The sequence below is a fragment of the Aliiglaciecola lipolytica E3 genome, from assembly GCF_000314975.1.
GTDB classification, from domain to species: domain Bacteria; phylum Pseudomonadota; class Gammaproteobacteria; order Enterobacterales; family Alteromonadaceae; genus Aliiglaciecola; species Aliiglaciecola lipolytica.
The window spans coordinates 147,161-161,740 of sequence record NZ_BAEN01000014.1; the positions used below are offsets into that span (position 1 = coordinate 147,161).

Annotated in this window: 8 protein-coding genes; all 8 read left to right on the top strand. The window is 41.0% G+C overall.

Annotated features, from left to right (window positions below; all coding sequences use genetic code 11):
- The first annotated feature begins 62 nt into the window (after positions 1-62).
- The 8 genes from GLIP_RS02240 (at position 63) to GLIP_RS02275 (ending at position 14,510) form a co-directional block, all read left to right on the top strand.
- A complete protein-coding gene (locus GLIP_RS02240; RefSeq protein ID WP_008842932.1) occupies positions 63-3,764 on the top strand; it encodes a DUF1592 domain-containing protein in 3,702 nt (1,233 codons plus the stop codon).
- An 11-nt stretch (positions 3,765-3,775) separates the two neighbouring features.
- Complete coding sequence (locus tag GLIP_RS02245) at positions 3,776-5,134, top strand: DUF1552 domain-containing protein (RefSeq protein ID WP_008842933.1); 1,359 nt, start codon at positions 3,776-3,778, stop codon at positions 5,132-5,134.
- Positions 5,135-5,159: 25 nt separating this feature from the next.
- The gene (gene fucP / locus GLIP_RS02250) at positions 5,160-6,488 is read left to right on the top strand and encodes an L-fucose:H+ symporter permease (RefSeq protein ID WP_008842934.1); all 1,329 of its coding nucleotides are present in this window, start codon (positions 5,160-5,162) and stop codon (positions 6,486-6,488) included.
- An 8-nt stretch (positions 6,489-6,496) separates the two neighbouring features.
- Positions 6,497-7,018, top strand: a complete 522-nt coding sequence (locus GLIP_RS02255) for a sigma-70 family RNA polymerase sigma factor (protein ID WP_008842935.1) — start codon at positions 6,497-6,499, stop codon at positions 7,016-7,018.
- Positions 7,015-8,709: a LamG-like jellyroll fold domain-containing protein gene (locus GLIP_RS02260; RefSeq protein ID WP_008842936.1), complete on the top strand. Its 1,695-nt coding sequence runs from the start codon at positions 7,015-7,017 to the stop codon at positions 8,707-8,709. Before GLIP_RS02255 ends, GLIP_RS02260 begins: the two co-directional genes overlap by 4 nt.
- A gap of 167 nt (positions 8,710-8,876) precedes the next feature.
- Positions 8,877-10,865 carry a glycoside hydrolase family 97 protein gene (locus GLIP_RS02265; RefSeq protein ID WP_407638127.1) on the top strand — a complete coding sequence of 663 codons (1,989 nt, stop codon included), beginning with the start codon at positions 8,877-8,879 and terminating at the stop codon, positions 10,863-10,865.
- Positions 10,862-13,261, top strand: a complete 2,400-nt coding sequence (locus GLIP_RS02270; RefSeq protein WP_008842938.1) for a sulfatase-like hydrolase/transferase — start codon at positions 10,862-10,864, stop codon at positions 13,259-13,261. The genes GLIP_RS02265 and GLIP_RS02270 overlap by 4 nt, the downstream gene beginning before the upstream one ends.
- Position 13,262: 1 nt before the next feature.
- Complete coding sequence (locus GLIP_RS02275; protein WP_008842939.1) at positions 13,263-14,510, top strand: DUF6786 family protein; 1,248 nt, start codon at positions 13,263-13,265, stop codon at positions 14,508-14,510.
- Positions 14,511-14,580 lie beyond the last annotated feature (70 nt).

The window sequence follows — 14,580 nt, forward strand, 5'->3', positions numbered from 1 at the left end:
ATAAAAGATTTTGAATTTTTGGATGTTTAACGTGTGTATCAATATTGAAGTTTGGAGGTCGTGTGACGCTTTTTCGCGCTATTAAGCCAGTATGGGTGTTAACTCTAATGGTTTTGATTTTGCTGGGCATTGCGGCAACAGTGCCAATTAACGGTGCTTCAGGAGATGGCGTCAGTCGATTTATCGGTCGCTTTCATATTCTCGTATTACATTTTCCCGTAACCCTACTGTTACTCGCTCCAGCGCTGTCTTTATATGCATACTTTACCCGTAACGCCGCATTCAAACCCTTCGTAAGGTTCCTATGGTGGCTGGGCTCAGTGGCAGTTTTTATCACTGTTTCCATGGGCATGTTGTTAGCGGCAAATGAAGGGTTTGAGATAGCTGAAGTCAGGTTGCATATGTTAGGCGGTTTGAGTGTGGCTATTTTGACATTCTTCGCGACTGCGTTACTGACTAGTTCGACGCCTAAAGCTTGGTATAAATTTGCTTATGTTTCGGTATCTGGTGCACTTGTGATAGGGCTCTTCGTGACCGCGCATGCGGGCGGTAATTTGGTTCACGGCGAATCCTATTTAGTGCGTTTTGCACCTTCACCTATTGCACAATGGTTTCAGACTAAACAGCAAACTGAATTGACGGTGGTCGATGATGCCGTGTACAACGATCAAGTGCGTCCTTTGCTAACTCAATACTGTTTCGGTTGTCATGGTAGTGATACGCAAAAAGGAGGCGTGCAATTGGATGTGCTTAATCCTGATTTTGTGGTTGGAAACGATGCTCCTCATTGGCATGCTGCTTTAGATATGATTAATTCAGGAGAAATGCCACCCGCGAAGAAAAAACAACCTTCTGCAGAAGAAAGAAGAGTTTTAGTGGATTGGATGACAAATGGTATCCATTTAGCTAAAGAAGCGAAAAAAGGAAAAAGCCAACAAACAATCCGCAGATTAACTAAGCAGCAATATCAAAATACATTGGTTGAATTGACGAGCGTGGATGCTAATTTCGCTAGCCTCTTGCCTGATGATCCACTATCTGAAATTGGTTTTAGTAATAATGCGGAATTACTACAAAACTCGACGCTACATTTAGAAACATTCGAACAAATTGCACGGCAAGCATTAGATAAAGCAATTGATCCTGCCGATAAGCCGGAGGTTGTGCATTACCGCATGCATTTTGGCAAAGATATAGGGGTGGGAGAGAAGCATAGTAAGTCTTCGGGCTATCTTGACGTGCCATTGCCAACTAAAGACTTTTACGTCGAAGTTTTGGATGAGAATGGCCAGCCAAAATCTGAAGCTGAGTTAGGTGATTTAAAAAAATACTTTAGTGCCAGTTTGCGAGGGTCAGACAAACGCCGTTTTAAGGCTGAATCTGGGCACCTATCTTTGTTCTCGGCTAAACCGCATAAAGAAATCAATGAGCCAGGCAAGTTCGGCTCTTGGCACGGTCCATCTCCAAACTTAGCCATGCAGATTAAACGTTACTTTCCATCAGAAGGGGAATTTATCCTGCGAATTAAAGCGGGCAAAGGTAGCTCCTTCAAAATTCCAGTTACTTTTGCGGCAGCCTTACCTAATTTGTTGCCAATCACTTCATTAGATGAGTATAAGCAACCTAAAGTGACGTCTGAAAAAAGCGTTGTGATGACTGCTGCCACTGGGAATAGTAGTACCAATTTAGTGAAAAGCGGCCCACAGTCAGACTTGGTCGTGTTAAAAGAAAATGAAATGCAAGGCTTTGAAAACTTCAAAGTAAAATTGCCTACTCAACAACAAGCGTTTTATGAGATAAACCTTGTCCATCCAGAAATGGCAAAAGGTGAACAAACTGAAGTTGAAATTCAATTTGGTAAAACTGCTAAATTTGCTCATCAATTAACCTCAACTGGTCGCGCACAAACCGGTGAAATGGTGGTTTCTAAGTTAGGAGCTGCGATGCTTAAAGGGGATGCCCATCAGGTAAAATTGAATGTCGGACAAAACTTTCCCGGATTTAGTCACCTAATCTTGACTAAAACAACGTTGAACGAATCAGAAGCCAAAAAGTTCGAAAATCCATATTTTGTCAATCAAGTGAATACTCATTCTTCACCAGTTGTAGTGCCTTTTGTAGGGTCAAGAACAGATGACGGCATGGATTATAAAAACCTCAAACATGTTGAAACAATAAAAAGTGAAGAAGGGCACAGCGAGATTTATAGTTTTCGCGGTAGATTGGAAAATTTCCCATTGCCTAGTGTGGATGCTGAAGGTGATCAATGGGTTAGTGGCAGCTTAAAAGTGGGTCTTTGGAATGGCGATATGATCAACCAAGAAGCTGATGCTGGTTCGGTAATCAATGTGGACTACATTGAGTTTGAAGCGCCTTACATTGAGCAATGGCCAAGTCGTTCTCATCGTCAAATATTTGTAGACTCCGACTTGGATAAATCCAGTCCAGAGTATGCCAGATTGATTATTAAAGAGTTTGCTAAACGCGCTTATCGCAGACCAGTAAGTGAAAGTGAGATTCAACCGTATTTTGAGTTTTGGCAAGCTATTGCACCAGAATTTGAACGTTTTGAAGAGAGTATAAAAGAACCTTTAGTTGCAATCTTATCATCAACCAGCTTTCTGTACATGGCGGAACCTAACGATTCATTTGAAGCGCCTGACAAAACGTCAGAGGTTGTTAATGACGCCCCCAATCAACTATTTGAATTATTGGGTATCGGCTCGGTACAAGCTAGTGAAAACCATCATTCTTTGGTTACCGATTATGCACTAGCGAATCGCTTGTCTTATTTCCTATGGAACTCACCACCCGATCAAGAGTTGTTATCATTGGCAGCTAAAGGTGAGCTGCGGAATGAACTGGATACGCAAGTTAAGCGGATGCTTACCGACACCCAAAGATTACAGCGGTTTGTCACTGTGTTTGCGCGTGAATGGCTACGTTTAGATAGGCTTGAAAATCAAACGGTAGATGTTGAATCGTTTCCAGATTTCAACCGCTTTGTCAAAAAAGATATGGCGATGGAAACGACCGAATTTCTTACTTATTTGATTCAGCAGGATCTAAGTGCATTAAACATAATTGAATCGGATTTTGCCATGCTAAATCAAAATCTAGCTGAATTTTATGGGCTTGAAGGCGTGACGGGACCCACTTTCAGAAAAGTGACATTGGATGAATCGACAGGTCGAGGTGGTTTGCTTGGTCAAGGTGCATTTTTGACTGGTCACGCTGATGGCGTTCACAGCCACCCAGTCAAACGTGCTGTATGGTTAAAAGCGAAAATTATGGGGGTTGAGCCTCCACCTCCGCCACCAAATGTTCCGCAACTTGATCCTGATACCCCTGGTTTTGACAAATTAACACTAAAACAGCAGCTTGAATTGCACAGAGACAAAGACTCCTGCAGAGATTGTCATGCCAAAATCGATCCCTATGGTTTAGTTTTTGAAAATTATGATGCTGTTGGCAGGTACCGTGATAGTTATAAAGGGGCAGTAGTTGATTCTTTGTCGGTATTACCAGATGGCATTGAAGTTAACGGATTGGGCGAAATCAAAGGCTACTTGCTAAATGCTAAACAAGATCAAGTTGTAATGTCATTGGTGAAACATTTATACGCCTATGCACTGGGTAAAGAAGTTAATTTCCATGATGAAAGTGAGCTAAATGACTTGTTGGAAAAAGTGAAAAATGAGGATTACAGCATGCAGTCAGTCATTTTATCTATTATTCAAAGCCCTTCATTTAATCAAGCATAAGGAGATTAACTATGAGCACTATTAGACCATTTCGTTTAAATCGACGTTCATTTTTAAAAGGTTTAGGAGTCACAGCTTGTCTACCTTACATGGAGTGTATGGCGAAGGAAGGAAGCATGTCAGGGCAGCGAGCTCAAGCGCCGAAGCGTTTAGCGTATATTTATGTACCTAACGGTGTGAGCATGCCGGGTGAAGACTCTGAATTTAAGCAATGGAACTGGTTTCCTCAGGGTGAAGGCCATGATTATACGTTCACAAATGTGCTGCAATCATTAACCCCATTTAAAAAACAACTTTCAATTTTAGGTGGCTTAAGCCATCCAAAATCTAGGCGCTTAATGGGGCATATTGCCGGAGATACTTTTTTAACTGCAGGGGATTTACGCGGAGAGTACAAAAATAGTATTTCGGTTGATCAGTTTGCCGCTTATACCAAGAAGCAAAATACGCGTTATCCTTCTTTAGTACTGTCAACAGATGGCGGCGTAGGATTCAAATCTCGAGGGGCGACTTTATCTTACAATAGTCAGGGAAATCCTATTCCATCTGAACATAATCATCGGCAAATATTTGAACGTTATTTTTCGGTTGATGGCATAGGTTCTACTGCGCAGCGAAAGCAAGAATTGGCCAGAAAACGCAAAATTGTAGACTTAATTTTAGAAGACTCAAAACGTTTACAGCGCAAGTTAGGTGTGAATGACAAGCACAAACTTGACCAACATATGACCAATTTAAGTCAGCTCGAAGAACAAATACAACGCAACGAAACTTGGCTTGATGTGCCATTAAAAGACTTTAGCGCAGATCATATAGATTTTGCCGCAGATGCCAATATCAACCCTGAAGCTTACATACGCACAATGATGGATCTCATAGTTTTGGCATTTCAGCTTGATTTGACAGAAGTCGCGACTTACATGATGGCCCGAGAAGATGGTATGGGATTAGGCGATGCGTTTCCTAAACTTGCTTTGGGCTTAAAAAAAGGTCATCACAAAATTAGTCATGACAAAAGTAAAGGTCATTGGCAGGAGTGGGGACAGTACGACCAATGGTTGGCTGGGCAATTTAGTTACTTTTTAGAGCGTATGCACAATACGCAAGATGAATTTGGTTCGTTATTAGATAATACACAGGTTCTGTACGGCAGTGCTTGCAGCTCAACTCACAACGCACGTAATTATCCTTTAATACTTGCTGGTGGCAAAAATATGGGGCTCAAACATGGTCAATACCACAAATTTTCAGAAAAAGTGCCATTGTCCAACTTATATTTAACTATGCTGCAAGCTGCGGGGGTTCCTACCTCACGTTTCGCGGATAGTCTTGACGATCACAACACGATGAATGATCTGTTTTTAACCTAACAATAAAAATAACCGAGAAAATACGATGCAAACTGAAGCTAATGTAATCCAAGACGATCCCGTATCGGCAATACCTGTTAATACTACGAATTCTGCACCTTTAATTGGGCGCGGTCTATTGCTCCCATTTATATTAATCACCGCATGTTTTGCGTTGTGGGGAGCGGCTAACAACATGACTGATTTGTTAGTTCCTGCATTTCAAAAGGTGTTAGGTATGACCCAGTTGCAGTCCTCTTTTATTCAATCCGCTTTTTATGGTGCTTATTTTGTCATGGCGCTTCCAGCGGCAATATTGATACAAAAATACAGTTATAAAACTGGAGTGATGACAGGATTAAGCATATATGCCATAGGTGCATTGTTATGTTATCCCGCTAGCCAAGCAATGAGTTTCGAATTGTTTCTAATCGCGTTTTATGTGTTTGCTTCTGGTTGCGCTGTACTAGAAACCGTTGCTGCCCCATATATTTTATCAATGGGCTCTAGTGAAACCGCCACTCAGCGTATTAACTTAGCTCAAGCGTTTAATCCTGTAGGCGTACTAATGGGCGTGTACTTAGGAAAAGAAGTCATTTTAAAAGGGCTAAATACAGCTACAGACGAGCAAAGAGCAAGTATGTCTGCTTCAGAACTTCTTGGTATTCAAACGCAAGAACTGGGCAATGTGGTAAGTGCATATCAAGTAGTCGCGCTTGTTGCCATCTTACTTGCCGTTGTGGTGTTTATTGCAAAGTTACCGGTTGCTAAGTCTTCGGACAATTTTGGTAATTTAAAAGACTCATTTAATCGATTGAAGAAAAATACCACTTGGAAATTTGCGGTTGTAACCCAGTTTTTTTATGTTGGTTGTCAAATTGGCGTTTGGACATATGCGATTAAATACATTATGGATAATCATCCAGAAGTTACTACAGCAGCTCAGGCTGGAGAATATGTGTTTTGGGGATTGTGCGTTTACACTGTGTTTCGATTTGTGTGTACCGGATTGATGAGTTATGTGCGTCCCGCAAAGCTACTTTGTGTAATGGCAATGTTAGCCATAACAATGGTTTTAATTGCAGTGTTAGTCGGTGGCACAATCGGGACTTTAGCGCTATTAACTTGTTTCAGCTGTATGTCTTTAATGTTCCCAACCATTTATGGTTTGGGACTGTCTGATGTGGGTGAGGATCGGAAGTTAGGTGGTTCATTTATCATAATGGCGATTCTGGGCGGTGCTGTGTTAGTACCATTGCAGGGATGGGTGATTGATATTACCGAGAGTGTCAACATAAGCTATTTGATTCCTCTTAGTTGTTTTAGTGTGGTATTCGTATTTGCTTGGTTAACCAATAAAAAGCTTGAGTCCTAACTTGGGATATGGATAAACAAAAAGCATTGTTTTCAGTTTTTATTCGTAAATACCAAGTAGGTTTACGTGCCTTTATTCGCGGTTTAGGTGTGCACTCTGATGCGGTAGATGATTTAGCGCAAGAAACGTTTTTAGTGGCTTATCGGGAAATGGATAAATTCGATCAAGAGCTCGACTTTGGTTTTTGGCTTCGCGGAATTGCTAGAAATTTAGTGCGTAATGAATTTCGTAAGGCTAATCGTCAAACGCGCATTCTTAATGAGAAGTTGAGTCAATTTTTAGTTAATGAATTTGAATTTAACTATGAACCGTCCGACTACAATGGTGATGAAATCGCGGCCTTAAAAGCCTGTATATTAGAATTACCGGATACAAGTCGCCAATTGATTGATTATAAATATGCAAATGAACAAAATTCCCGTGAAATTTCAGAGCAAATAGGGATGACAACCACGGCTGTTCGATTAGCACTAATGCGCATTCGCGAAAAACTGAAAGCCTGCATGGCTTATAGATTGAGCCTGACATGAGTGATTTGAAATCGCAAAAACAACGATTTGAGCAATTACTTGGCCAATTGTTAGATAACGCAATATCTGCCAGTGAGGTAGACGAGTTACTATGCTTAGCGCAACTTTCTGATGAATTTAAATTTAGTTTGCGAGCGCAGTTAGAGATGGACTTTCTATTAACTCAAACTGAATCTGCAGAGGCAAAGGAAGGCATCTTTGTTGCCAAAGTTCATGACGCATCTAAGCAACTGTTACAACATAAAGAATTTGAAAAACGAATACTTCAGGCAATAGAAGATAACCCAGAAGGAATAAGGGCGACACAAGATAAGGCACCAAAGAAAAACAATATTTCTGGATTGAGTCGGACTTGGAATTGGACTGCACTCAGTATCGCTGCCTGTGCAGTCTTAACCTTTTTCTTCTTCCTACACATTGATGAGCCAGAAAATTACTATCAGCCTAGCGTGATGTTAAACGAAGTGAATGATAATGGTGTGGCAGTAATTGTAAATGTGGTAAATAACTCTCAACACTTTAAGGCCGGTGAATCAGTTATCCCCGGTAATCTCCAATTGCTCGATGGTTTTTTAGAATTGGAGTTTTATCATGGTGCTCGATTGAAAATTGCAGGTCCTGCTGATTTGGATATTATCAATGAGCAACGCGTTATGTTGAGACATGGCAAAGTTATGACCGATGTTCCTTATGTGGCAATTGGTTTTACAATCGATACGCCCAACTCTGAAGTGATCGACTTAGGAACGGCAATCGGCGTGTCGGTTGATCATAGTGGAAAATCTCAAATCCATGTTTTTGATGGCCTGATAGAAACCAAAGATAAGCAAGGAGAGACCTATCGTCTGGCGAAAGGAGGTGCAATATCGCAAGGTTCACCTTTGGCCTCTGAATGGCAATTAAAAAATGCAACGTCGAGTCTTTTTTCTGAGTTTTCTAACATCAACGATTTAACGATTACTGCATCCAATAGACAACAGAGAAAATGGCACGAAATGAAGCAGTGGGTATTAAAAGATGAAAGTTTAGTCGCTTATTATGACTTTGAAAAAGACCTAAACTTACCTAGGCAACTGACAAATATTGCGCATACCAGTGAAACGTTTCATGGCGCTATTGTAGGTGCTAATTGGGCTCAAGGCCCATGGAATGGAAAGTCGGCATTAGAGTTTAAAAAAGCCAGTGATCGTGTACGGGTCGATATTAAAGGAGAATTTGATCAGTTCACCCTGACCACTTGGATCAGAATTGACAGCTTGGATCGCAGATTCAATTCTATTTTGCTGACGGATAATTACAACGAGGGGGATATTCATTGGCAACTGGGGCATTTAGATGAGCAAAACGAGGGTAAGTTAGTACTGGGATTAAAGCATACTAAAGATGCAGGCTCGAATTATACCTATCAACCCTTTTATTCTGTGTCTGAATCAGGTACTTGGTATCATCTTGCCACTACTGTCAATCAGAATACGCGCCAAGTTAAATCATACATCAATGGCAAGTTAGTGATGGAAAAACACCTCAAACATAGGACGAAATCCTGGCATATCAATAAAGCTTCTATCGGTAATTGGGACAGTACACTTAATATATCTCCGTTGCGGAACTTAAACGGTTCAATTGCCGAAATGATGATATTCTCACGCGCACTCAGTGACGATGAAATTAAAAAAATCGCGCTTCAATGATGACAATCGTCAATCTTGACTAAAGATTTTCTCTCAATAAGTTTAAATGTATTTTTAAATATAAAATTACTTCACAATGGCTAATGTTATTTGTTAGTATCTTGTTTAGTGCACTTTTATATATTGTTAAATTCAGCAGAACCTGCTGATTATTGTTGAGATGAGGAGTGGTTTCATTGGATTCTATCGTTAACCGCCGCTGTATGTCGGTGCTTGCTATGACTTGCAGCTTGATGTTGGGTTTAAGTTCGTGTGCAAAGGACTCTGAGCAATATAAGAGTGCAGATCAGGAACACTATTCAGCAACTTCACCCGATGAGCGTATTGGCTTAACTGTGTCATGGGATACGCAAACCTCTCCACAATATAGCGTTACATTTAATAATACATCAGTACTTTTGCCTTCAAACATTGATCTATTCATTAAAGGGGAGCAGAAAGAGGAGCACGATTTAGTTTTACTTTCTCAAGAAGAGGTAGACGAAACGTATGCTTTACCATGGGGGCAGTTTAGCCATTCTCGAAATCAATATACGGGCGTGAAATTTCAGCTTGTCAATAAAATAACCAATGAGCCTTTAAGTGTTTTAGAGTTTCGCGTGTTTAATGATGCAGTTGCATTTAGGCATGTATTTGAGTCTATAGGTGAGTCTAAAAATCAAATATTGTTAGAACAAACCCACTTTAATTTTGCTCAAGATGCTTCTACCTGGAGCTACAATGGTATGAAGCCGAATAAACATATCAAAAGTATTGCTTCTAGTGCCGCTGAGCAAATCATGATTCCTACGGCAGTTTTCGGGGAAAAGTTACCTGCGATGGCGATCCAGGAAGCCAGCCGTTTTGAGACTGAAATTATGCAGCTCACAACTTTGTCTGGTCGTGCTGAGCTTGCAGTGATAAGTCAGCCTCTAATTTCAAATGCGCTACCTTCATCAACTGCTTGGCGAGTATTGCAAATAGGTGACAAAGCCGGTGATTTACTTACTTCTCAATCCTTAATAAATTTATCTCCAGCTAATCAAATTGAAGATATTTCCTGGATAAAACCGGGAAAGTCTCTGTGGGACTGGCGAGTTCGCGGTGATCAGTATGGCGATCATACTTATGCGTTGGACAATGAATCATTGCATCGCATGATTGATTTTGCTGCTAAAAGCAATATGCAATATGTGATGATTGATGCAAATTGGTACGGTCCTGAACATCAAGCCGAATCAGATCCTTTTACCGAGATTGACGGTCTAAATATTAAGGATTTAATCAATCAAGCAAACCAAAAAGGTATTGGGTTTATTTTATATTTGAATGATAAAGCCAGCGTGAACTATGACTTAGACAAGCTGTTTGAAACTTGGGCGAGCTGGGGAGCTGCTGGAGTAAAGTATGGGTTTATGAAGCTAAGTGGTAGGGAAAAAGTATTAAAGACCCTCAATATTGTCGAATTAGCAGCTAAACATAAGCTGTTGATTAACTTTCATGATCAGCCAATCGTTCCGAGCGGGTTGCGACGTGCATGGCCTAATTGGCTTACACGAGAAGCGGTGCATGCCCAAGCGGACGGCTTACATACTTTTACGCCAAGTGGTTTTGTTGAGATGGCACATGTTAATGCGTTGGCAGGTCCATTAGATATGTCGAATGGTTTTTTTAAACTGAACGGTTTAAAAGAGAGTCGAAAGTACGTTAGAAGTGATGTTAATTCAACGGTTGCCGGCGAGGTTGCTCGGGCACTTATTATCTTTTCGGGTTTAATTATTTTTCCCGATTCCCCTGAAGAATATTTACGAAAGCCTGACTTATTTGAATTCTTCCAACACATGCCTGCGACTTGGGACGAGTCTAAAGTACTGTCCAGCAACATTGAGCACCACGTAGTCACTGCTAGGAAAACTGGTGAGGATTGGTTTGTCGGTGCAGCGATTAATGAAGAGGGGGGAGAGTTACCACTTCAACTGGATTTTTTAGCTGATAATCACATTTACACAGCCAAAATTTATGCGGATACCGCACAAACTCATTATCTAACGAATCGTGAAGCATATGCAGTGCGAGCGATCGAAGTTAAAAAGGGAGATGTAATCAAAATGTCACTTGCTCCTGGTGGTGGACAAGCAATTTGGCTTAGCCCTGTTTCAAAAGGAACCAAAAAATGAAGGTACTATCAATTGTCGCGGTAATGGTCTTATCCATTTGCATGTTGTCTGCATGCAACTCAACCAATTCAGATAAGAAAAAGCTTAATGTTCTACTTATTTTAGTAGATGATCTTGGTTGGGCTGATGTAGCAGCCTTTAACCCAAATACTAACTATTCGACACCAAATATGGATAAGTTAGCAAATCAGGGATTGCTCTTTACTGATGGTTACGCCGCTAGCCCCGTGTGTAGTCCAACACGAGCATCGCTACTCACTGGTCAGCACCCAACGAGGTTATCTACTACCGATTTCTTTCGTGACCAAAGTCGCAAACATAGATATAGAGAAGGGAAATTTAAACCTGCTCAATTCGAAGAACAATTACCTACCAATATTTCAACTATTGCCAGTGTTCTTGGTGATGATGGATATCAGACTGCCTTCTTAGGGAAATGGCACTTGGGCCAAACTGAAGATGGATGGCCAGAACATTTTGGCTTTGACGTAAATATTGGTGGGCATGTAGCTGGCGCTCCTCGTGGTGGCTATTTTTCTCCTTACAATAACCCTCGTTTAGAAAGTGGCCCCGACGGTGAATATTTAACTGAAAGATTAACTTCAGAAGCCATCAACTTGCTCGAAGGTTACGCACAAGGAGAATCTCCATTTTTCATGATGATGTCTTATTATTCTGTTCATACTCCTTTAGATGCGCCAAAAGAAACTATAGATAAGTACGCAAGTAAATTTGCTGGAACTGATCCTGAATCGGAGTTTGTACAAGTTGAACAAATTTGGCCTACGGATAAACCGAGATTAAATCGAGTGAAGCAAACGCATGCAACTTATGCAGCTATGGTTGAAAAGGTAGATGAAAATATCGGTCGGCTGGTTGATTCACTCAAAGCTCAAAATTTAGCCGAAGATACTATCGTTATCTTGTTGTCTGACAATGGTGGTTTATCGACGGCAGAAGGGTTGCCAACATCAAATTTGCCTCTTCGCGGTGGAAAAGGGTGGCTATATGAAGGTGGAATTCGGGTGCCATTTGTTATTAGTGTACCCGGCTCTAAATCAATGGGTACTTCAACTTCAGTTCCGGCTACCAGTACAGATATTGCAGCGACTTTGTACGACATTTTGGGTATAAACGATAACAATATAAAGCAATTGGATGGCGATAGCTTGAAGGCCGTCATCAATGGAGAGTCGAATGTTGCTGAACGTCCTTTGTATTTCCATTATCCACACTATTCTAATCAAGGAGGGTTCCCAGGAGCCGCAATTCGACTTGGCGATTGGAAACTACTTGAACGGTTTGAAGACGGAAAAGTTCAGCTATTTAATCTTGCGCAAGACCGAGAAGAATCAAATGATTTGGCGTTAGAGTATCCTCAAAGAGTCGCAAAAATGAAGGAGATGCTACATCGCTGGTATGAGGATCAGGATGCAAAATTTTTAAGACCAAACCCGACCTTACCTGAATATGGACAGCCATGGAAACCCGCCCAAGACGCATCCCAAAAAATCGTTATTTCGCACTCAGATTTGAATGGTATCGGCATTGAAGAAAATGTTATGCGCCGTGACCCAAGTGACATCATTAAAGTAGGTGATTTGTACTATGTCTGGTATTCAAAAGGTAAAGTATCTACTGGTTATGACGCAACGGTTTGGTATGCCACTTCTGAGGATGGCCGTCATTGGACTGAAAAAGGTGAAGCATTAGGAAAAGGAACTAAAGGAAGTTGGGAAGGTGCAAGTGTCTTTACACCGAATATTCTTGTTGCCGAGGGTAAATATTGGCTATTTTACACGGGTACATCTAAAACCTATAAGCAGCCCTTTAGTCCTGACTCAAAAATCGGAATTGTGGTTTCAGATTCACCTGACGGTCCTTGGCAACGTTTTAGTAATGCCCCTGTTTTGGTAAATAGCGAGAATAAAGACGATTTTGATAGTCATTTAGTTGATGATTCTAGTTTGATTATTCGCGATGGAAAATATTGGCTTTATTATAAAGGTCGGCAGCTAGGAAAAAGCCCTAAACATACACAAATGGGTTTAGCTATTGCTGAAAACCCAGAAGGACCATATATCAAAGTGCCGAACAATCCTGTTATTCCTGGGAATCACGAAGTGTTTGTATGGCCGCAAGGAACTGGAGTGGCAGCGATGATTGGCGAACGCGCGCCTGAGGAAATTCAAGATTCTATAATGTATGCCGAAGATGGTATGAATTTTATTAAAACACATGAAGTAATTAATCACCCATGGGCCGCCGGGGCCTATCGTCCAGAAGCGTTTACAGATAGTGACTTAGGCGAGATGCCACTTTGGGGAGTTGAAATAGGCAGAGCAAAAAAAGCGCTTCCTTTTATTCATCGATTTGATGTGACAAAGGAAAACTAATATGAAAAAAATGCAATTTATCACGTCAGCATTGGCTTCGGTGGTAGCTTTAACGTCACTTATTGGATGCGATACCAGTAGTGGCAATTTTGCCGATGATGTCTCGTTTATGCAAAAACACACATCTATTGTTGTGTTGCAAGATGGAGAGGCGGCAGTTGCTGTTGCACCACAATATCAAGGACGTGTCATGACCAGTACTTACGATGTCAAGTATGGTCCAAGTTTTGGGTGGATTAACCGTCCGGTAATTGAAAAAGGTTTTTTATCGGACGAAGAGAAGAAAGGTAAGCTGGAAGAACATATTTATATTTTTGGAGGAGAAGAGCGATTTTGGCTTGGACCTGAAGGCGGCCAATATGCACTATTTTTTAAGCCAGGCACCAAATTCGAGTTTTCTGACTGGACGACGCCGCCTGTTATTGACACAGAAGCCTTTGAATTGGTTTCGAAAACAAACCGTTCTGCTACGTTCGAGCATAGTACTGAACTGATTAATTACAGTGGTGCAATATTTAAAGTTGAAATTGAACGCACTGTAAAGCTACTAGATGCGCAAGAGGGGGCTAAACTACTAGGCGTTGAACTAGATAAAAATTTACAAATGGTGGCTTATGAAACGGATAATCGCATAATAAATGCAGGTACCAATACTTGGGATCCGGAAACTGGATTGCTCTCAATCTGGATGTTGGGCATGTATAACCCGTCTCCAAAAACGACAGTGGTTATTCCATTTGAAAGTGGCTCGGAAAAAGAATTAGGCACTAAAGTTAATGATAGTTATTTTGGCAAGGTCCCAGCCGAGCATTTACGGGTTGAATCAGATAAGCTGTTTTTTAAAGGTGATGGTACGCGGCGCGGAAAAATAGGTATTAGTGCTAAACGCTCTAAAGGTATTGCAGGTAGTTATGATGCCGCGGGTAAAGTACTTAATATTGTGACTTATAATCAACAGGATGCGCCCTATGGTTTTGTTAATTCTATGTGGGAGCATCAAGAAAATCCTTATTCGGGTGACGTTATTAATTCCTATAATGACGGTTCACCAGAACCAGGAGTCGCACCATTAGGACCATTCTACGAGTTAGAAACCTCTTCGCCTGCAGCTGCATTAAAACCGGGTGAAATGATGAAACATGTACAAGCGACTTTTCACATCCAAGGATCGGAAGAAGAACTTGATGTGCTTTCACGTAAGTTGCTTGGAACCTCATTGGAAAGTATTAAAGAGGCGTTTAAAAAATAAATACATTTCAGGCTGCTGACTGCTTGGACAGGCATCTTTTCAGTTTGTAGCTTGCTATTTGGACAGGCAT

Coding starts and splice junctions, on each gene's coding strand:
- GLIP_RS02245 (WP_008842933.1), top strand. CDS start 3,776: ATGAGCACTATTAGACCATTTCGTTTAAATCGACGTTCATTTTTAAAA.
- fucP (WP_008842934.1), top strand. CDS start 5,160: ATGCAAACTGAAGCTAATGTAATCCAAGACGATCCCGTATCGGCAATA.
- GLIP_RS02255 (WP_008842935.1), top strand. CDS start 6,497: ATGGATAAACAAAAAGCATTGTTTTCAGTTTTTATTCGTAAATACCAA.
- GLIP_RS02260 (WP_008842936.1), top strand. CDS start 7,015: ATGAGTGATTTGAAATCGCAAAAACAACGATTTGAGCAATTACTTGGC.
- GLIP_RS02270 (WP_008842938.1), top strand. CDS start 10,862: ATGAAGGTACTATCAATTGTCGCGGTAATGGTCTTATCCATTTGCATG.
- GLIP_RS02275 (WP_008842939.1), top strand. CDS start 13,263: ATGAAAAAAATGCAATTTATCACGTCAGCATTGGCTTCGGTGGTAGCT.